The organism is Paenibacillus sp. FSL H7-689 (assembly GCF_000517905.1).
GTDB lineage: Bacteria > Bacillota > Bacilli > Paenibacillales > Paenibacillaceae > Paenibacillus > Paenibacillus amylolyticus.
Genome location: NZ_ASPU01000011.1, coordinates 153,526 through 173,181 on the forward strand (window position 1 = coordinate 153,526; position 19,656 = coordinate 173,181).

18 protein-coding genes are annotated in these 19,656 nt (G+C 44.4%); 4 read left to right on the forward strand and 14 right to left on the reverse strand.

Annotated features, from left to right (window positions below; genetic code table 11):
• Positions 1-10: 10 nt before the first annotated feature.
• From C170_RS07195 to C170_RS07260, 14 genes are all read right to left on the reverse strand, one after another.
• Positions 11-1,147, reverse strand: coding sequence for a hypothetical protein (locus C170_RS07195; RefSeq protein ID WP_036607790.1), 1,137 nt, complete (start codon positions 1,145-1,147; stop codon positions 11-13).
• Between the two features lie 13 nt (positions 1,148-1,160).
• The gene (locus C170_RS07200) at positions 1,161-3,116 is read right to left on the reverse strand and encodes a hypothetical protein (protein WP_036607793.1); all 1,956 of its coding nucleotides are present in this window, start codon (positions 3,114-3,116) and stop codon (positions 1,161-1,163) included.
• Positions 3,117-3,127: 11 nt separating this feature from the next.
• Positions 3,128-3,538 (reverse strand): hypothetical protein, encoded by a 411-nt coding sequence (locus tag C170_RS07205; protein WP_036607796.1) that lies wholly within the window; start codon positions 3,536-3,538, stop codon positions 3,128-3,130.
• Positions 3,539-3,556: 18 nt separating this feature from the next.
• A complete protein-coding gene (locus C170_RS07210; RefSeq protein WP_036607798.1) occupies positions 3,557-3,973 on the reverse strand; it encodes a hypothetical protein in 417 nt (138 codons plus the stop codon).
• Positions 3,973-7,113: a M23 family metallopeptidase gene (locus tag C170_RS07215; RefSeq protein ID WP_036607801.1), complete on the reverse strand. Its 3,141-nt coding sequence runs from the start codon at positions 7,111-7,113 to the stop codon at positions 3,973-3,975. The genes C170_RS07210 and C170_RS07215 overlap by 1 nt, the downstream gene beginning before the upstream one ends.
• 15 nt (positions 7,114-7,128) lie before the next feature.
• Positions 7,129-8,466 (reverse strand): hypothetical protein, encoded by a 1,338-nt coding sequence (locus C170_RS07220; RefSeq protein WP_051447055.1) that lies wholly within the window; start codon positions 8,464-8,466, stop codon positions 7,129-7,131.
• Positions 8,467-8,581: 115 nt separating this feature from the next.
• A complete protein-coding gene (locus C170_RS07225) occupies positions 8,582-9,232 on the reverse strand; it encodes an S-layer homology domain-containing protein (RefSeq protein WP_036607803.1) in 651 nt (216 codons plus the stop codon).
• Between the two features lie 23 nt (positions 9,233-9,255).
• Complete coding sequence (locus tag C170_RS07230; RefSeq protein ID WP_155985033.1) at positions 9,256-13,089, reverse strand: hypothetical protein; 3,834 nt, start codon at positions 13,087-13,089, stop codon at positions 9,256-9,258.
• Between the two features lie 67 nt (positions 13,090-13,156).
• Positions 13,157-13,489: a hypothetical protein gene (locus C170_RS07235; RefSeq protein WP_235200726.1), complete on the reverse strand. Its 333-nt coding sequence runs from the start codon at positions 13,487-13,489 to the stop codon at positions 13,157-13,159.
• Positions 13,490-13,509: 20 nt separating this feature from the next.
• Complete coding sequence (locus C170_RS07240) at positions 13,510-13,989, reverse strand: hypothetical protein (RefSeq protein WP_036607808.1); 480 nt, start codon at positions 13,987-13,989, stop codon at positions 13,510-13,512.
• Positions 13,990-14,117: 128 nt separating this feature from the next.
• On the reverse strand, positions 14,118-14,939 hold the full coding sequence (locus C170_RS07245) for a hypothetical protein (protein ID WP_036607809.1): 822 nt from the start codon (positions 14,937-14,939) through the stop codon (positions 14,118-14,120).
• A gap of 190 nt (positions 14,940-15,129) precedes the next feature.
• The gene (locus C170_RS07250; RefSeq protein ID WP_036607811.1) at positions 15,130-15,768 is read right to left on the reverse strand and encodes a hypothetical protein; all 639 of its coding nucleotides are present in this window, start codon (positions 15,766-15,768) and stop codon (positions 15,130-15,132) included.
• Positions 15,752-16,843 carry a glycosyltransferase gene (locus tag C170_RS07255; protein ID WP_036607814.1) on the reverse strand — a complete coding sequence of 364 codons (1,092 nt, stop codon included), beginning with the start codon at positions 16,841-16,843 and terminating at the stop codon, positions 15,752-15,754. Before C170_RS07255 ends, C170_RS07250 begins: the two co-directional genes overlap by 17 nt.
• Complete coding sequence (locus C170_RS07260) at positions 16,821-17,480, reverse strand: glycosyltransferase family 2 protein (protein ID WP_036607816.1); 660 nt, start codon at positions 17,478-17,480, stop codon at positions 16,821-16,823. The genes C170_RS07255 and C170_RS07260 overlap by 23 nt, the downstream gene beginning before the upstream one ends.
• Before the next feature lie 190 nt (positions 17,481-17,670).
• Here C170_RS07260 and C170_RS07265 point away from each other — a divergent pair, with 190 nt between their 5' ends.
• The 4 genes from C170_RS07265 (at position 17,671) to C170_RS07280 (ending at position 19,636) form a co-directional block, all read left to right on the forward strand.
• Entirely contained in the window at positions 17,671-18,411 is a 741-nt protein-coding gene (locus C170_RS07265; RefSeq protein WP_036607819.1) for a GT-D fold domain-containing protein, read from the forward strand.
• 184 nt (positions 18,412-18,595) lie between these two features.
• Positions 18,596-18,865: a hypothetical protein gene (locus C170_RS07270; RefSeq protein ID WP_036607821.1), complete on the forward strand. Its 270-nt coding sequence runs from the start codon at positions 18,596-18,598 to the stop codon at positions 18,863-18,865.
• Between the two features lie 174 nt (positions 18,866-19,039).
• Positions 19,040-19,267, forward strand: a complete 228-nt coding sequence (locus C170_RS07275) for a hypothetical protein (RefSeq protein ID WP_036607823.1) — start codon at positions 19,040-19,042, stop codon at positions 19,265-19,267.
• Between the two features lie 180 nt (positions 19,268-19,447).
• Positions 19,448-19,636, forward strand: coding sequence for a hypothetical protein (locus C170_RS07280; RefSeq protein ID WP_036607825.1), 189 nt, complete (start codon positions 19,448-19,450; stop codon positions 19,634-19,636).
• Positions 19,637-19,656: the final 20 nt, after the last annotated feature.

Below are 19,656 nucleotides of genomic sequence, written 5' to 3' on the forward strand. Positions count from 1 at the left end.
TCAGTTTAACTTACGCCGTATAACGGACTTCCTTCAGAATAGCCACACCCATACGTTGGTTGGCAGACAGATTCATGAAATTCTGCGCTGTATCGGTATCGAAGTAACGATACACTTCTTGGTCCCAGGACTTGCCTTCCACATCAATAATTAACTCATCCAGGTGAAGGATATTATGCTTCGTAACCGCGATGCAGTTATCGAATTGACCGCGGTAGCCCTCGTAAGGGTGAACCACGTAGATCGGAGACAAGTGATATTTGGATGTCCATTTGGACGCCTGGAAGCCTTGAGGCTCCAGTTCCAACCCCGTATCCCCCAATTCCGGATCTTGATAAGCTTTACCTTTCGGTGGAGCTTGTGTGATAAAGGAAGGATAGTGCTGCTGGAATTCAATACCTGATTTGGTTTTCAACATCTGAAGTGTGTTGTTACCTGCAGAAGTATATTGACCGTAGTAATACGTTCCTGTTGTTGCAATCTGAGAGATATCTGGTTCTTCGATTACTGCTCCAGCTGTCAGCATTACGTTTCCGTCTACGTCATTCAGGTTGTATTTGAACGGTTTCAATGCACCTGCGTACAGGAAGGATTTTTTGTAATCAAGGAAGTTTACTGCTGGGTCAGCGACGAGAACCATCGCCAAGCGATTGTTCATGACATTTACATACATGTATACAGGTTTTTCTTTATTCCGATCCGTTGGTGTATAGTTTTCCAGTGCCCATTGGTAGAGTACCGGATGTCCTGTTAGCTTGAATGTAGGGCGAGTGGTAACTGGTAGTGTAGTTGGTTCGCTGCCTTCCAATCCTTCAAGCAGCTGAACAGTCAACGTACTATGCTCCTCATAGGCTGGAACTGGTGCAACGACGCGTGGTACCAGAGCATGATTAATGAAACTTACATAGAAATGTTTAGTAATCGGTGTTGCTTGTGTTCCAATGGTCATGATCCCGCGAAGAATAAGTTCCTGAATACGGTCACTACTGTCCTTTTCTTCGTAAAATACTTCCCACAGATTTTGTTCCTGAGACTCGCCTGCAGTGGATTCAAATGGGAAACTCTTAAACCCTGTAACTTCCTCTTTCAGTTTTGTCAACACGTCCTGTGAAGTAGTGATTGTTTCTACATATTTAAAATTTGCCATTATGTAATCCTCCTTATTTTATCTCTTTCAAAAATGCAATCGTAATTACATCTGGTGATGGGGAATGCTTGAATAGATTCAACGGACTCTTGATACTGAAAAACTTGTAAACCTCTGTCCATGTACCCAATGCAGGTTTGGAAGGATCTTTCAGAATTTCTGTGTCTACGATCAATTCATCGCGATTGACCAAATTATGGTCGTATATCGCAACTACACCGTCCATATAACCTCGGTATCCTTCTGCCTGATGCACAAGGTAGATTGGGCTCGCGTGATACTTTCCTGTCCATAGGGACTTCTGGAACCCATCCGTATCTACAATCAATTTCGAGAGGCCCGGGGGAAGTTTACCCACAGAAGGATAGTTCGGAAGATGCGAAATAAATGCCGGGTAATACCGCTGGAACAAGACATTACTGCGTGTCTTCAACATGGACATGGAGTCCATACCATTTGAAGTGTACTCACCGTATTCGGCATAGGTATCCGGATTAAGATCCGTGAGAATATCATTTTTCGTATAACCTGTCATATCTGTTCGCAGATCACCCATACCTACAGTGACACCAAAGTTGCCTCCATGGTCGTAATCATTGAACGGAACGATCTTGCCTATGTATCCAAAACTGCGGTAATAGCTGTGAATATTCGGTGAAGGATCACCTTCCAGAACAAGAACTACTCGATCATTGTTTACCGATAAAGTGTAAGCTACCAGGTAATCCGGTCTGCGTTTTTTGTTAGGCAACCATGACGTTGTAGAATGTCGTCCGTGGAAAAACCGAGCTGCAGGGCTTACGATCTCTGTCTTGCCGTCATAATCGAGCTTCCACTTCGTGGACGGTGGGATGAAAGGTTTAATGGCTGATGAATCATTCCATGTCAAATACATATAATGTGCCTTCAATTGGTCAATGACTGTAGGTGCCTTCCCAATCGTTATGGTTGCAGGATCACAGATCCCATCATACGTTTCGCGCTGGCTTCCTTGAGCAACTTTCCCCTCGAAACCTTCTCCATAGTAGATGTTAATGTAATTCCAGTCATGGGCTGGCTGTTCAAACATGACATAATAATCTCGAACCTGAATCCCTGTGGGAACTGTAGGAGTTGCTTTCACTACGGTCTGAGCAGTTACATTGTTCAATACATCAGCTGTATAGAACAGTTCATCGAACTTGTAAAGTTGCTTTACAGGTTCATAGGAATAATCCACAATATTACCCCAAGCCCAGTAAGGATTATATTGATAGTCGTTAACTCTTCTGGTTAAGTTGTATTGGTACTTGCCTTTAGACACTAGCTTGATTGCATATGCCCAATCTGTAGGCATCTCTGTGACAATCTCAAACTGATTCCATTCCTTTGTTGGTTTTGTTGTGCCATCCAGGTTTCCAATCACCTGTCGTACCAGATATGCTCTGTACCCATCAGGAACTGAATTATCTACAACAACAGTTACCAAACAACCAGGAACATCAACATATATTGTTTCATTTGTCTGAGCATCTTTGTAATTGAATTGTACAACCTGAATTTTACGTCCTGTCTTATAATTGCCGTAAGTTTTTCCGATGTTTGCTGTGCCAGGTTGAGTCATACCTTCAGCTGATTCGTCAAAATAGGTTTGTCTTACTTCCCATAAACACCCATCCGCATCTAAGGCAGATTCTCCTGTGTAATTTTTGGCTTCAGTCCAATCCGGAATTTTGTATACTTCATACTGATTTCCATCCGAATGGGTGTACATGCCAACAATACCTTTGTGATAACTTTTACTGTAGGTCACCCACTCAGCTCCGCTAGATTCGTATACCTTCTCCCAGCGATTGGCGTCAATCCCGCCCTCTACTTTGGGAATATCAGCACCTACGATTTCATCGGCCAGCGTGTTGATTAGTTTTTGTGCTTCCGACTCTCCGTCAATATAAGCGGCAAAGTTCGTCTGCGGTTTTTGCAGTGCCATCGTCACCCTCCTTATCTCAAAAATTTGATGTTGTACCAGACCGACTTGGCTTCAGCCACCGCGTTGTAGAAGTCAAACTTAATGGTCGTCCCCGCCGGAATCGGGTAGACAATTCCGAAACTGTTCCCCATAGAAACCGACTCGGGAAGTTCCTTCGCATAAATGGTGCGGCACACCTTTTCAGTCCCGATCATCAGCTCCCAGTAATCGCCGACACAGTAGTGGCTCGCAGCAAATGCAATGCTCAGAAACTCTGTGTCATACGCCAAGGTGAACGTATCAGACTTGGTGGTCTTGGCCGCCGGAATGTCCAACATCTGTCCCCGAATGAACGGGATCGTCTTTTTACTGAAGTGTGGGTACGGCAGCTCGCGCACTTTGTCGATGACGCCACCCGCGATGTAAGATACATTAAATGCCATGGAACCACCTCCTACATGTTATATACGACTTACGCTCGTTCCAGTTAAGCGTCCTTCGTCATCATAATTTAGACCAATATTGTAAGTGAACATCGACTCTCCACTCGGATCATATGTACGGGCCGTCACCTGCGTTAGTCTGAAATACTTGTAATAATCATAATCCGGGTGGGAATAGCCCACTCCGGAAGGAAAGTCTTCCTCATCCTCTGAGCCAAACTTCATCCAGATCGAAACCTTCCATGCCGATTCATACAAGAGGTCTGCTCCAGTCACCCTGTCCGGGTCCTGCATGTGCTCCCGATATAATGTAACGGAAGGTTCACCTTCAAGGGGAGAAACATTCGAATTGGAGATACTGCTATATTTGCGAAGCTCCCGGTGGATTAGATCCAGCACGGGAAATACAATATTTTCATTCACAATGCCGGCCATTACACCATCACTCCCTTTCTTGCCCACATCATATCAATGACCTGTAACATGCCACGGTCAACCGAATAACTGGTTTTAATACTTTTAATCGTATATACAGCTCGTGTGGTGGTCGTTTTATCCGTCACAATAACGTTGTCGAGCAGATCAAGCGCAGGATTCGCAGGAATGGACACCTGTAGCGTACGGCACATCCGTTTCATATCAAAAAAAGCTCGTTCTGCCACCTGTCTCTTGGCTTCAACCGTCTTCGCCCAAGGAACGGCCAGCACCATGGTTCGGATTTCTCCTTTGAGTTCGAGCAGAATCTCCTTGTCCACGAAACTGCTCTGACTATCATTCGAGTCGATAACAACAATGTGGCTTCTTCCTCTGGACCAATCCGTGGATTTGGTAATGGAGATCAGATTGTCATTCTCGGAAAACTCTGCCACGACCGGTTTGTCATAATTCAGGCGCTCCAGTCGGTACGTACCATAACGGTCACAATAGCTTCGATAGGGAATCTCCGAGATCACCTCCTGAACAGCTTCCGTAACTTTGGCAGACCATTGCTCAAACGTCCTGCCATACTCCTCAATAAATGGATTAAGCCATCCGTTCGGTGTCAGCACAGTGCTTGCGTCCTTGACTTCAAACTCACCTTCCTGACCCGGTACGGGGACAATGACCCTGCCCGTCTTTTGATTCACTTCAATCAGATAGGTCTCGTCAATCACGTAGTCAGGATAAGAGCGATCCTCACTGGTTGCCCGCCAACCCACCATACCCGCATGTTTAACCAGATCTAGTACAACCGTTGATTTGACCCAAGCCGGCTTTTCAAATTCTACAGGCTGAGCTGGTGTTGGTGTAACTGCCGGGGTGGAGGTTGCTGTAATGGTCCAGCTTGCCGGATCTGCGAGCATCTCCTGATAATAGGTCCATACCTTGTCCACCCAATTCTCCCGATCTTGACTCCAGGTCATGGGAGCAATGTCTCCACCATTGTGGAAATAAAGTACATCGGCTTTTGAAGTCACTTTTTTACCTCTGGAAGCTAGTGCTTTGGACATCCGTTCTGCTCCGCGCTTCATTTGCTCCTGAATTCCCTTGTAAAGGGGATTGCACTCGCTTTTACTAGGACAGCCATATCCAAGAATAAAGCTACCGTTCTCATCTTTACCCTTACCTTGTGTTCCGAGAACGGTCTCGTGCCTGCATATCGCAAGCAAAAACTTATGATCAGGTACACCATACGCTTCAGCTTGGGCCTGTGCGGCCTGAATTATGGATGATGTCCGGTCCGTGCCAACTGCTGCAGGCGGCACCGGATCTGGCACATTATCAATCTCATCTACTTCTGGATAAGCTTTTTTCTCGGAAATGACTTTCTCGATAATGCGCTTGTACATATCTCGGGCCGTAATCTCCAGCGTGGAGCCTTCGCCATTGATGTCCACCTTGTCAATCAGTCCAGTAAATACCCGCATCATGTGCTGACCATATCCCATATATATGCGTATCGGTGTATTTTCACTCAGCACCCCGATATGGAATCCGTTTGCGAAATAAGACCATGGAGACGGCACACCCCCAAGCTCAGGAAAATGAGCAGGATTATAATCCGGGGAGAAGAATCCTCTCGGATTGGAGATGGTCAGCCGTGCTTCCCTGGCTTCAGAATCAAACTGATCATCGATTTCGGCACTAATGATATTGGGAAGAACCTGCGTGTCCATATAGACAAAAGACCCGACCTGAATAACATCCGTCTCTGTCCTTCTATTATTGATAAAATCTCCGTAGCTGTTCGTTTGATAATATCCTTTAGACGGATCGAGCCCTTCTTCACTCTTTTGATTCTTCAACGGAGCAGGTAACAACTCTTGTATGCGAATATAATCAATGGCGAATTTTTTATACTTCTTACTCGAAGCAGGAACAGACCCGGTTGGGACAGTGGGGTTTTGTTTGCCCCCATAGGTCACCTTAATCTTGATACTCTTGGCTTTTGCAGGGATCACAATATTATTCAATTCCGTGAGTTTGGTCAGATCATATGCCCCGTTAAACTTATTGACAAAGGCATACGTTTTACCATCAATCACCACAGCGAAAGAATCCCCTTCCACTTCACTAAAATTAGTCCCCATTCCAATACTAAGCAGCCCTTGCGTAGGCATACTCAGTTTCGTAACGTTAATCTCAAATTCAGCTACGGCAGCTTTGCCTTCAAAGGTGTATAGCAACTTGCCTCCTGAATCAAACATAGTCCAGCCCGATTCAATCTTGGCATAATCCAAAAATTTCAATCCGATTGTATAAACGTTTTTCTCATGCCAGTTTCGCTTGTCGAACTTCTCATTCAGTTTGATCTCTCCAGGATATCCTTCGACCTGAACCGGCTTTATATCAGTAAATGTTGTTTTCGCATTTCCGTGCAACTTGCGCTGTCCCTTGAAATACAATTGAGGATTAACTGCCTTACCACCTTCTCCAGTTCTCGTTGTTGGATTGACTCCTTCCCAAATTTCAAAATGTAGATGTCGTCCCTTGCCCACCGCACGTTCAGCCGCAGACACCTTATGACCACCGGTATATACGCCACCCGTATTGCCTAGTGTTCCAATGACAGCCCCTTGAGCTACTTCATCATCCACCGAACAGAGTATCTCTTTTAAATGGAAATACTTAGTGATTACACCGTTTGCATGTCTTATATTTACGGCATTACCAGCACCCTTTGTTTTACTATAGGATATTCGAACAACCTTTCCAGCCCATGCAGCCAAAATCGGCGTTCCAATCTCATCAAACAAATCAATACCTTTATGAATTCTTGTACCTTTATCACGAGGAGAGCCAAAATTATCTGTAACTGTAATACTATCAATCGTTTTACCCTTAACCGGAAAAAAAATCTCCTGAGCATTCGCTTGAGTCGAACCGTTATATATACCATTACTCGACTCATCCACCCAAACGGATTCTGTACTGATGATGGGTACCTGCTCGGTTACGATATGCCTGAACTCTTCTGTCCGTCCCGGGATAAATGCCAGCCGATCTACTTCGACCCGGATATTGGGAAGCGCTCCTTCACCCAGCTTCAGACGCTGGGATAGCACATTCATAACCTCATCCGAAATTGGAATCATATTGTAATCTCCCCCTTACTTGAATCGCTCGATGGTCCATTTCATGAATCGGTCCAGGAAAGCTACGGCTTCAGCCCGGGTCATAGCGGAATTCCCAAGGAACCATACCTCTGCCTGCTCTGTGCCATTTGTAGGTCTCCCCATATCTGTTACTATCGCTGCACCATCCAGCTTGTTATTGATCGGAATGCCAGCAATTAGTGGATCATTGTTCGCAAATGTTTCGTCTTCCATTTCTGAGACGGCTATTTTCCAGAAGGCATCCTTGTTCTGTACAACTCGCTCCTCTTTGTCCCGATAATAAATGGCCGAATCTTTGCCGACGTCTGCGAACCTTTCGCTCACATCTTTGAGATAATAGAATGTCACTTCGTCGCCTTCTGAGAAAGGTTGATTAAAAACAACCGTGTGGTTGTCAATTTCCGAATAAGTCGGTGTTTCTTGGTCTTTATCTTTTTTTTCGTCTTTAAATTTCACTGTAACTTTAAGTTTCTTTTTACCTGCTGGATAATTGCCGTTAAGTCTAAAAACCCGTTGACCTTGAAATGCCGTAATAGGCTGATTAATCTCCGTCGTTGGTGCTTCCATGTCCGTAAATCTGGCATAGAACACCTTGCGTAACTTATTAATCAGATGAAAGGCTTCTCCCCGTTGTATAATGGCATTAGGAAAGAAACAATTGTTGTATGCTGGTTTGAGGGTTGTCGCTTTGATATCTTCACTCTTGAATTTGTTATTCTTCGTCCAATAATTGAACTTGCAAGTGACACCGTTCAGATTAAAAGGAAGAAACACCGATCCCCCCGGGCTGACACAATATACATCCGTTCGGTAACCAATAGCCTTTGTTGCAATTTTGGTTACCGCCGCGGCATCCCCCTTGGTATCACCCCATACCTCGGAAGGAATACTGAGTCTGCGAAGCGGTTGGCCTGCTGCATACAAATATTCCTGATGATTACGACTGAATGGATCGTAGAAATAGGTCGTCGCTGCACTAAGTTCAGCTCTGGGCAGATCTCCAGTCCAGGAGACGGGCGGCCTTTTCCAAGCACTGTCCAGCAACGGTTCACCATAACTACAGAAGGACACCACCTGTCCTGCTTTTACACCCGTATACAACTCCACATCAGTTAATCCCTTACTATTGGTTTCAGCCGTTTGGTAGATCGTTTGAACACCATCAATAAACACATACAGTGGATTGTCATCTGTTGGTTTAATCAGCACAGGCAGACTAAATGAGGTTTGCCCCGCTTTCCCTTTGATTTCTTCATATACAAAAGGCTTGCCTTCCTCAAACTTGTTATAGTTGATTCCGGCCACAAAGACTTCACCATCTTCCAAAACCATATTCGTGGCTTCCATAACATCGTTATAGAACCAGTCCCCTTCGTTTACATCAACCCATTTTCGTATGATAAACACCTCCTATCTTTAGAATAGACAGAAAAGAGAGTAGGTCACCCTACTCTCGAATTGTTCGTTCCAGCAAACGCTTAGTACGCATCAGGAAAGTAACAAACTCTGCTCTGGTTATGAAGTTTTCCGGTCTGAAATATAGAATGGGTGTGCCATCCAATTGTGTTACAACCGTCAGTCCCAAATCAGCCAAGCGTTCAATGGAATCTCTTGCCCAGTGGTCCTTCCCTTCTGTCGTCTGTAAATCCTGAAACTGTATGGCACTCTTACGGTCATAACCATCTTTTTTGATCAGGGTCATGGTCAATTCGACCTTGTACCCCTTCTGATCTTTATCCATCGTATCCTGATGGTAGAAAATAGGGTCAACTTTGATGGACTCTACTACACCAACATAAATATTGCCCTTCTCATCATAAAATTTGTGTGTCCAGCCTACGTACATGGCGTAGTCGTGATAGGATTGTTTATCTTTAAACAAGATGTTAATGATGGCCTTGTACGAAGACACGCCCATCTGATGAAAATGTGAGGGAGCATTAATCATTTTAATTTCCCTCACTTGTGGATTGGGCGAAGGTGAAGAGTACGGATCAATAATTCTTCCGTTCACTGGCTCAAACTTCATGCCTGTATCTACATACAGCTTTCTTTTATACCGGTCATTAACTAAGCCAAACGGATCTTGCTGAGTCATATCAGATTTCCTCCTTACCTATTTTATCTGGGGATATGATTGCTTCCCATTCTTGCACCTACATTGCTGGCCATTCGGTTTGCAATACCAGGACTGTTCTGCCGTAGTGTCTTGTCCAACGTAGATGTAAGTCTCTCCACATCTTTTGTGCTGCCTGTCATATTATCGATGTTCACATGAACCGTAACATCCCCCGAGCCAACCATCACACTTTTATGTGTATTGTTCGTCGTCATGTAGTCAAAGTAATCCATGACCTTAAGACCTGCTGGAATGTTGAATGAAGATATCGGTTTATCCATTTTTTTGCTAATTTCATACAAATTTTTGGACTGTTCTACACCCAATGATTGGATTTGTTTAAAAATCTGCATATATTCATCCGAGCCCGGTTTAAACACACCACTATTCAACAGATTCTTCCAATCTTGCTTGATCGAACTTATTTGTGAGTTCATTTCAGATGCACGGGATTTGTTCAATGCAATTAATTCTGGTGCATCTTCCTTACCCCCATTAGCCGCAAGGAGATCATACATTCGTTTATCATAATCCAACTGCGTCAACTCAAACTGATCATTCATCTTGCGTCTAAGCTCATCAATCTGGCTGTTTTTAACACCATTCAGTTCAAGCTCTGATTGTGCCTTCTGCTGTTTCTTCTCATTGATCTCCAGGCCCAGCTCATCTTTATCCTTACCTTCAGCCATCTTGTCGTACGTCTTCTGTAAATTTGCAATGGCCTTATCGAAGAACTTGATATTCTCTTGCAAATATTTCTCCATTAGCGCACGCATCTGACCAGAATCTTCGCGAACACCACTAATCAACAGACGGGATCGAGTGACTTGGTAATTGGTTTCGTTATCACTTGTCGATTTGTTAAGCTGCCGATTAATCTTGGCGATCATTTCATCAATACCATTGCTTTGCGGCTGAGGCCTATAACCGTTAGCAATAGTTCCTATTCCGCCCGCAGCAGGAATATACTGCATTTGAGGTTGAATGTATTGTATCTGCGGTTGTTGTTGTTGCTTGTTGTCCCCAGGCGGTTTTCCAGACTCTTTATCCATTTGAATCTGGGCTTCTTTTTTCTCCTGCTTGTAGTTGTATTCCTTGCCCAGTTTCTTCTCAACTGCATCTCCGCCATCTTCACTCCAAACCGCCTTAAATCCCTTCCAGTAATCCCCGAACTTGTTATTGGTAGCACTTTTTCCGAATATTGAACTCATTGTGCCAGACACAGCGGCATCCATCCCCAGGTTTAACCCTTTCCACACTTTCCCTACAAAAGATGACTGCTCCATATCCTTGAAATCTTTGGCCAACTCTTCTTTATTGGTTGCGCGAATACTCTGCTTCTCCGCTTCTGACTTACCCATGTTGTTTAATGGATCGACAAGACCAGAGACGACATCCATAGCGGTCATCGCTAACCCAAGTGCTGGTACAGCTTTTAAAGGCCTCAATAATCTCCCGCCGGATTTGACTAATTTCGAAAATTTTCCGGGTGTTTTAATCCCACGGGCAGCTTGCTCCGCATTGATGTCACGCTGAGTAATCGAGTTGCCTTGTCTATCTCGAAGAATATTTCCATCTTTATTACGGATCGGGGCATTGCTATCAAAAAATGCTTTGCGATTGCCTGTATCTTTCATATCCTTAAATCTGGAAAGAAGGCCTCTTTTGGGTGTGTTTTTATTCCCTTTTTTCGAGTCGCCCCCCGGATTGAATTCATCCATTATCGCGTCTTTCATGACATCTTTGATCAGGTCTTCATGACGAGCTACAAAGGTTTTGTTCTTGGGTTCTTCCTTGTCATCCTTAACAGGGGATCCAGGGGATCCAACGCTTCCTGCACCTTGAGTAACTAATAATCCTCCTGGACCACTCATCATACTCGCGAGCTGAAGCTGTTCAAGTTCCTTCAGTTTGGATATGTATGCTGTAGCATCGATCATGCCTTGTCTAAAAGAAGCATTTAACTCATTGACTTCGGTTCTCAATGTGGAGAGAGCGTCATTCAATAGAGTTGACTGTTTACGCAGCTTCTGGATCTCGGATTCGTAGCGCTGAACATCGGTTGAACCGTATGTAAACTCAGCATTAAGGAAATACAACTTGTTTCGTAGTTCAACTGCATCCAGGTCCATGTCATCCATCGCCATCATCAAAACTCTAGCTTGGTGTTCAAGTTGCATCATTGCTCTACTCGTGTCATCCAGCTCTCGCCCAAGAAACTCAAGACTTCGCTTCGTCTTTGCAATCTGAATATCGAGTGAATGCATTTCTTCTCGCAACAGAAGAAGTTCTCGACTATACGTTTTGACTCGCTTCTCAGCTTCGTCACGTTTTTCTGCATGAATGGGAGAAGCCGCTGTATCCCCATTTTGTATAGCCTGATTGTACATTTTATGTTGATGATCTCGGTTAGTCCGTGCCTGAAGTACATCATCTTGCTTGGAGGCGGCCCTACTTTGAATTTCTGTTCTGCGATGTTCCAGCGTCTGCAGACGACTCTGCTGTCTGCCCATTTCTTGCGCTACACCAGCACGTTGCACATCCGTGACTCGAAGTGGCTCGGGAACATCGCTCCCCGTATTTTCGACTTTCCCTGGATCCGCATTTGTAGCACTGTATCGCTTCTGATCGCCTTCATTCATCACTTCACCGAACTTATCCCACGCAACCTGAACTCCGACTTCATCCATAATTCGGTTAAGCACTTCCATATGATCAACAATGCCACCCGTACGATCTCCAATTAACCGCATGACTGCGATAAGATAATCGCCCAGCTCGGCAAATTCCTCTTTCAACCCTTGCATCGCCTCATGTGTTGCAATCTGAAATGCGATTTCGATCTCTCGTTGTCGGAATTGAAGGTTGTCTCTGCTTCCAGTGCGCTGATGGACCGACGCGTTTGCATCCGTAGCCTTCAATTGTTCAGCAAGAAGATCGAATCTAACTCGATTCGATGCAAAGCCCTGCTGAGGATGATCTCCTTTTGACTGAACCAACAATCCAGCCTTGCTAATCCAGTTGGCTAATGCATCCTCTTGTGCAAGCGTTCCATCAGGGTTACCAGCCATTGGAAGGGTCTGACGCATCATATCCATCAAGTCCTGAATGCCAACATCCAACATCGTTGAAGCTCTGATCATCATGTCTGTGACTTGGGACAGATCAAAGCTACTGCTTCCCCATGCCGGAGTAACAGCTTCCAGACCTGTTGCCGTCTGTTCTACATCCATATTGCCCACTGAATGCAGCTTGGCTACTTCTTCAGCAAACGCGACAGCTTCAGATGAATGATCATAATTACGAGAACCAATACGATAGGCAAGACCTACATCTTCCTGATCCATACCATGTTTCAGTGCAATTCGTTGCAGATTTTTGACCGTTCCGGTTTGTGTGAATTGCCCACTGCCATTTGTAGTCCCAGACGATCTAAGCTCCAAATTTTGGTCGGCCCGGCTTATCTGTTGATCCATCTGCTGCGACGAGTCAAGGGATTTCTTAAGTAATGTTGTTGAATACCCCTTGGTTTCACCTGCTGAAATATATTTCATCGTATTCATCACGGAGTCTATCAACCCCTGTGAGCCAGCTGCAGATACATCCTTCATTTCACTGAACGCTCCACGATAAAAGTGCTCCAAATCGGTCGTCAGTGTTTCAATCATTTGCGACTGCATATCACTTCTGATTGTCTCCACTCGTCTAATCAGTGTGCTAACGCCTGAAGGGGAACTCTCTTTCAGTACTGCGTTTTGTCCAGTTAATTGATCCTTATCCGTTAATATTTCTTGTGTTAAGGAATGTTTATCTCCTTGTCCTTCTGTTTCAGTCAAAAGAATCACCGCCTTTATGCATAAATCCCGTTCTACCTTCATTTAGGCAAAACGGGATATCTCTCTCTTATCCTCCGAGCGCTTGTGCAAGCATACCGATATCATCTTCTGATATCTCTGCGTAATCCTCGTCATTGAAGGTTCTTTTACGTCTGACGGTCCCATCTTCTTCGACTTCCTCGCCCCCACCGCCACCGAACATGCGAAGAGGTGCTGTCATAAGCTCAACCTCAAATTGAATATATTTCTCGGCTGACTTGCACAGCTCCGCAACCTGAGGGAGTGTGTACTCCCAAATCTCCCACTTGTTCAGCCCACAGTGTTTATGGAGGGTGAAGAAGATTTCTCCCCAGTGAACAGGTTCCTGTGTTTCCGTATCACGGATTTCGGTTCCCTCCAAAGACTCCCCCTCGGTGCGTTCTACTTTTTTAAACCATTGAGTCCAATGAGCATATCAATGACTTTGCGAGCTGTGTTCAGATCAAGGTACTCATCCAGATACTCTCGATTGATGATATACTCACCATGCTCATCTTTGGTCACGATATGTGGATAGTTTTTGAATGCCATTGCCAATACATCAAATAAATCCTGCTGCCGCTTTTCATCCAGTTCATCATTCTCAGTCGGAATGAAGTTAAGAATAATGGCATCGATATTCACCGTTTTTAGCAACTTCATCAGACGGCGGGCATCCTTCAGGTTACATGGCGGAATACGATATTTCCGTCGATCCCGCAGCGTAATAATCTCATCATCTTCAAAGAATGCACGCTCAGCAGCTTCCACTTCCTCCGGAGTCACCCGTTTGTTTTCCGGATCATCTTTGATTCGTTTCGCCGCTTCCTCATTCAGCTTTTCCGCAAGCTCACGCTCGGATTTTTCTTGTTCTGTTTCCATGAATTTAAAGACCTCCCCAGGACATTCTCCCCCATATAATAAAAAACCTGGCAAGGCAAGGCTCTGTGAAGGGGAGGACACAGATGCCGTTTGATACCTTGCCAGGAGCAATCAACCTTATTTAGATATTAGATCTTGCTTGGTGCGCTGAAGCGTTTGATACTTCCGATTTTTCCGTCAGCACGTTCAGGATCAAGAATCTGCAAGGAGATTGCAGAAGCAGAAGCGGCAGCGCGCTGGGCATTGATGCTGAATGTACCTTTTGCACGGCACATGTACAGCTCGGTTTCAACACCTGCATACGAACCATCTTTTTGCTGGAACGTACCGTGATGAATGACAGAGATCGGGAATGGTACTTCGTCAACCAACAGATCAACCATGTCTACAATTTGATCTCGCTTGTAATTCAACACAATCTCTTTACCGATATGGACCGCATTCAGGATGACTACACCATTTGCTTCGTCGTAGAAGAACGCATTGGGTTCCACGGCCGTTCCTTTCGAAGTGAGTTGTTTCAACAACGTGTTGGAATCTTTGAGACGAACCGTGATGCCACCGTTGCTTCCATAGATTTCACTCGCATGCTTCGGTTTGGCTTCCGCAAATCCAGAATTGGAAACGCCTGCAGCCACTGTAGACTGCTCATTCAGCACCCATACATAAGACTTCACTTGCTCTTGTACCGTTGAACCCATCATCAGCTGGATCGCATCCAGATCGAATTTAGCATCTGTTGCCGATACTTCGATCGATTTCGACTTCACCAGTACATCAATGGCGAACAGACCGTCACCACCAAAGATGTCCTCAAGCTCCACGTTAAGGTCAATTTTCAGATCTTGCAGGGTGCCCAGGGTAACTACCTCAATTTCGCCCATCGGATCTTTTGGAAGGCGTTTAGCCATAAACGTACCTACACCTTTGATAATCATTTTTTTAGCCATTGAACAGTCCACTCCTTAGGATAGTATGTATTTTTAGCTACGGAGACTTGCTTAAGCCGGGATCAGGTTAAAGGACTTGATGATCGGGAGATCCATTTCGTTTAACCCGTCTGGCTGTTCGCCGTCTCTGCTTTTTATAGTGTAGAACGCTATCTTCAATCCCTAACGATAATGATCAAAGAAAAGACCCCTACATTAGAGGGGCCATTCTGTTTGGCAAAGCATCTATAATTTGCGCTACCTGTTCTGCACGTTCCTTGATCTCAAATTCATCGGCAGTAACCAGATGAACATGCGAGCAATATTTGCCATGCTCATAGATTCTCTCGGGTGTAATGAAGACAACGTCAGCAACAGCTTCCATCTTGTGTTTGTGCTTCTCGTACTGATCCGGATCAGTCAACGAATCAAATACGACTAGATCAGGATAGGCTGTCTCGACAGAACTTGCCAGCCGGCTATCGTTCACCCAGTAGATCACGCGATCACCCTGAAACAGCGTACGGACATTCTGGCCCACACGGGCTACGACAAAGTTTGGAAGCTCCGGATATGGATACTCCAAGGCATCAACCTGATAGAACTCATCACTGGAGTTGATATATATTACATTGTAGCCTACTTCCGCGAGTGCTTTTAACAGCCGTTGTGGTCGACGCCCGAATCGTTCACTATGGAAATCGATCGCAGGCAGATATACAATCGTTGTATCCGTGTTTGGGGTGTATGTCGTAACATTGAACTCCGTCGCGTCAATCTCTATTTCTTCAAGCTCAATTGTCGGTGTAGTCGATTGGCTACCAAACATTCGTTTAAATATCTTTTTCATTTTTCATACCTCCTATGACCTGATTAATCATCTTCACGGCATCCATTGCCCTGCCATCCCAACTATTAGACTTAGCCACCCTTACTCTTGCCGCAATTTTGGAAGCACTATTCTCACGAATCGCTTTCTCCAACATCAATCCACAATTATGCTGATTCATAAAGTAAGTTACATCGCTGTACTTATGAACAATTTCCTCCATACGCGTTGTCAACACAGGTTTGCCCGCAGACAAATATTCATAATACTTGATCGGATCGCAGCCACGGATCATCTCTGTCAACTTAAATGGCACGATACAAACATCGAATTGAGCAATGTAGGCGGGAAGCACTTTATAATCTTTGTGCGGAAGACAAGTCACATTGGGATGCACAATATTTTTTTGATAGAGGGCATTGTTTCCAATCAAAACAACACGATAACCTTTATCTGCAATAGCGGTAATCAGCGAATAATCCACCCACGATGCCATTGCACCGTGGAAACCCACAATCTTTTGCCCATCATGAACATCGGGTAAGTCGGCCGGTTTGGGCAGAATTGTCCGCGCTTTCTCAAAATGTTGGTAATCTGCCCCGTTAGGGCACATAAAGATTGGTTTGCCGTCATGTTTATGTGCCTCGTACATCACCTTCGCAGTCGTCGCAATAAGATCTGCACGGTCAAAACATTTCGGGATGTAGGATTTCCACACAGCAAACTCATCAGCCGAATTATCAAGGTAATCAAATACGGTAAAATCAAACTTCCGTCCATCCGAATAATTGTACTGACCTGGATTCGAGAACCAGAGTACCTTCTTTCCTTTCACCAGGTGATCGTAGTTCACACCTTTTTGCACAAGGAACAGATTCTCATTTAACTTTTCAATCGGGCGGGTCTGCTTTCTGTACGTTTCTTCATTGATAAATATAGCCCGTATACCTGGAATATTAGAGAAGGCGGTCATCAATTGCTGCGGACGTTGGAACAAGAGGTTCCAGTCAAGTGCAGGCGGGTAAACAATGGTCATTTCTATACTTTCAAAAACCGGATTTTCTCGTTGTTTTCTACGAAGCAGCCAATTGAGCAATCAACTCCACCCCTTCCGCATAGGCATGAACGGGACGCAACCGAGTGTCTACAAACAATTGAAATCCCAATCTTCTAGCTTGCTCACAGAATGGTGCATCTTCACCTGTTGGATGGGAACCATAACGAACCCCAGCTTCGATCACTTCACGCTTAATCAAATATACGGCACCTGTCAGTTCTACCGGGAACAAACCCGCTTTGAATTCAGGTATATGTTTTCCGCCGCTCATTGCATTATGAGCCTTCAATTTTGGGTGATTCCGTATAAGCATTGCGCATATATCTTTGTCATTATCCATTAACTGCCGTAGGCTACCCTCAGGAATGATGATATCCGTATCAATTGAGAACAGATAATCACAGTCCGATTTCAGAAACTCATCTAGAAGCATATTCCTCAACAACGCCAGGTTGTGATAGGAATATTGTCCACGTATATGACCATATGTTCTCCCCAGATTATGAGTCAGATAAGGAATCTGATGACAATCAAGGATATGCTCCGTCTGATCTTCACTATCATTCAGGATGTACATATAATGCTTCTGCACTGCTTGTTGCTCAAGTGATTGCAAGTGCCGTTCCATAATCCAAGCCCGATTACGTACAGGACTACCTATAAATACGTTTTTCACAGTCCATCCCCTCTCCCTTTTTACATAGTCTAGACTGTTGCTCAATAACCTTCGCACATTGAACAAAAAAGGAGTGATTCCTCAAAAGAAGAGAGAGAACGAAGCATTTTTCCTATTCTAGTACAGAAGGAGTTGATGAATATGTATTCCAAAGAAACCATTATTCACACATGGGAAGAAGGTGACAGGCATGTTGGGGAGTGTAGAACTAATCCACAACTGGTTCCAAATGGCCTCTGATGGAGAAGCCCATGCTTCTGTTCGATTTGGGGATGCTTCCAACACCATTCTGGCCCACGATACCGTTCTGACTATGGATTTCATCAAGTCTCATTACGGCTGGTTGAACGACCCTACCTATTGCGGGATAACCTTACCCAATGCAAGTGCGAGAGAAATTATCGTACACTGCCTGCGAAAAGCGGATTACGTCGGACATCTGATCCAGACAGATCACTGGTATTTCAAGCCGTTATTCGATATGTGCCTTGAATATTACAAAGTTGAGCCCAGAGAGACCTTCTATGCTTTTGAGAATAATTACATCGCCCGATTCAAGTTATTCTACGAAACATTCAAGACCATGCCTATTCTGATCTGCGGAGCCAAGGCCGAGCAATATCGAGAAGTTCTGGAGCGGAGATACGGGTGGACAAGCATCGTGGGAACGGTGGACTGCCCCTCGTGGTCTCATGTGAGCACAGCATCCAAACAAATGGAAAATATCTACCAACAGACACCGTGGAAGCTTGCTTTGGTGTGTGCAGGTGCACCCGGCAAGGTACTGGTTATTAAGGCCAAAGAACTGCAAACCGTAGGTGTTGACTTTGGTTCCGGAGCAGATGTTACCATTCAAGCCGACAGCGAAAATCTGAACGCATGGGATTACAACGGATTTCCTGATTATTGGGAAGGCAGACCCAAAAAATGACCCTCTCCGGGTCTTTTTTTCTGGATAAAACTGTGATTCCAAATCCGATTTTATTGACTTAGTAGCTGTTGATAATTTAAACTATCTGCCTTATTATTGTTAAGATAACTCCTAATCTAACCTGGTTTAAACTTGCATGAAGAGGAGCTCTGCTAAGATATTCAAACCGTTGGAGGGAAATGTAATGGCGTACTCGCAGTCAAAGACCGAAATAGTAGCAACTCATTTACGAACAAGATTTATGGAAGGTAACGTGGAGGGACATGAGATCGTTGTTGCTTTGATCAGTATGGTCAAAGCTGAGAAGATTAATTTAGATGAAGTTGCCCCTATTCTCTCTACAGTCTTTTTTGAACAACCGCAAGGTATTCTGTTGGCACTCGAAAAAGCTAGCACTCTGATTGATGATGAATTAATTGATTCCATTCTCCACGAAGTAAACGAAAAAGCTTAATCTTACATACAAAGGAGAGCTTATCATCAGATTTTAATTTACAACAACCAGTTATTCTCTCCACACTTTTAGATTGAATAGATTCATCACTGAGAAATTGGAATTTCTCGTTATTTTCTGTCCTCCTCTGCTTATTCTAGTAGTATTACGAAGGAGGGGACACCAATCGAGACAGTGAATAAAGCCATTTTATTTTTAGCAGTTATTGAAACCATGCTTGAAGCGCTCCACCATACAGAAGTAGATCAGACAGAACTTGTGGATTCGCTTGTCATGTTAGGTTTTGATCCCATTGAGATGTTGTATGAGACAAATACCATTAGATCTTTCCAAAAGATATGCAGGGCTTTCGCAGAACTCCATCTTACAGATGAGGCCCTGGACACGTTCTCAAAAGAGTAGTTACATAACCAGAACCCCACATCACATTCGACGTGGGGTTCTGGTTTTTTTTGAATTTGAACCTTTTTTGAAACGGATCAGTTTAACCTTCCCCATCCTGCCTCGTATAGGTCATCTAGGGACTATGGACATCTCCATCGCCCCTGTTGACTCTGACTTAATAAACGAAAGGATGGTTGTATGAGCTCACCCACACCAACACATGTGATCGAAACAAATCAACTCGCTGTTATTGGAGTCGTCGATGAATCCTCGATTCAGACCCAATATGAACTTGAGTATCCTGATCATATCGTGATTATACAACATTTTTATTTTTTGAAAGATCCAGCACACTTTAACTCCTGGTTAACCAGCAGACAGGCATAACCTCTATCTGAGATGTACTT

Bases quoted from the DNA above. Each gene is read 5' to 3' on its own strand.
- C170_RS07250 (WP_036607811.1), bottom strand. From the start codon at position 15,768: ATGAAAAAGATATTTAAACGAATGTTTGGTAGCCAATCGACTACACCG.
- C170_RS07225 (WP_036607803.1), bottom strand. From the start codon at position 9,232: ATGACTCAGCAAGATCCGTTTGGCTTAGTTAATGACCGGTATAAAAGA.
- C170_RS07280 (WP_036607825.1), top strand. From the start codon at position 19,448: ATGAGCTCACCCACACCAACACATGTGATCGAAACAAATCAACTCGCT.
- C170_RS07270 (WP_036607821.1), top strand. From the start codon at position 18,596: ATGGCGTACTCGCAGTCAAAGACCGAAATAGTAGCAACTCATTTACGA.
- C170_RS07215 (WP_036607801.1), bottom strand. From the start codon at position 7,113: ATGATTCCAATTTCGGATGAGGTTATGAATGTGCTATCCCAGCGTCTG.
- C170_RS07195 (WP_036607790.1), bottom strand. From the start codon at position 1,147: ATGGCAAATTTTAAATATGTAGAAACAATCACTACTTCACAGGACGTG.
- C170_RS07265 (WP_036607819.1), top strand. From the start codon at position 17,671: ATGTTGGGGAGTGTAGAACTAATCCACAACTGGTTCCAAATGGCCTCT.
- C170_RS07240 (WP_036607808.1), bottom strand. From the start codon at position 13,989: ATGGAAACAGAACAAGAAAAATCCGAGCGTGAGCTTGCGGAAAAGCTG.
- C170_RS07210 (WP_036607798.1), bottom strand. From the start codon at position 3,973: ATGGCCGGCATTGTGAATGAAAATATTGTATTTCCCGTGCTGGATCTA.
- C170_RS07200 (WP_036607793.1), bottom strand. From the start codon at position 3,116: ATGGCACTGCAAAAACCGCAGACGAACTTTGCCGCTTATATTGACGGA.
- C170_RS07245 (WP_036607809.1), bottom strand. From the start codon at position 14,939: ATGGCTAAAAAAATGATTATCAAAGGTGTAGGTACGTTTATGGCTAAA.
- C170_RS07205 (WP_036607796.1), bottom strand. From the start codon at position 3,538: ATGGCATTTAATGTATCTTACATCGCGGGTGGCGTCATCGACAAAGTG.
- C170_RS07220 (WP_051447055.1), bottom strand. From the start codon at position 8,466: ATGGTTTTGGAAGATGGTGAAGTCTTTGTGGCCGGAATCAACTATAAC.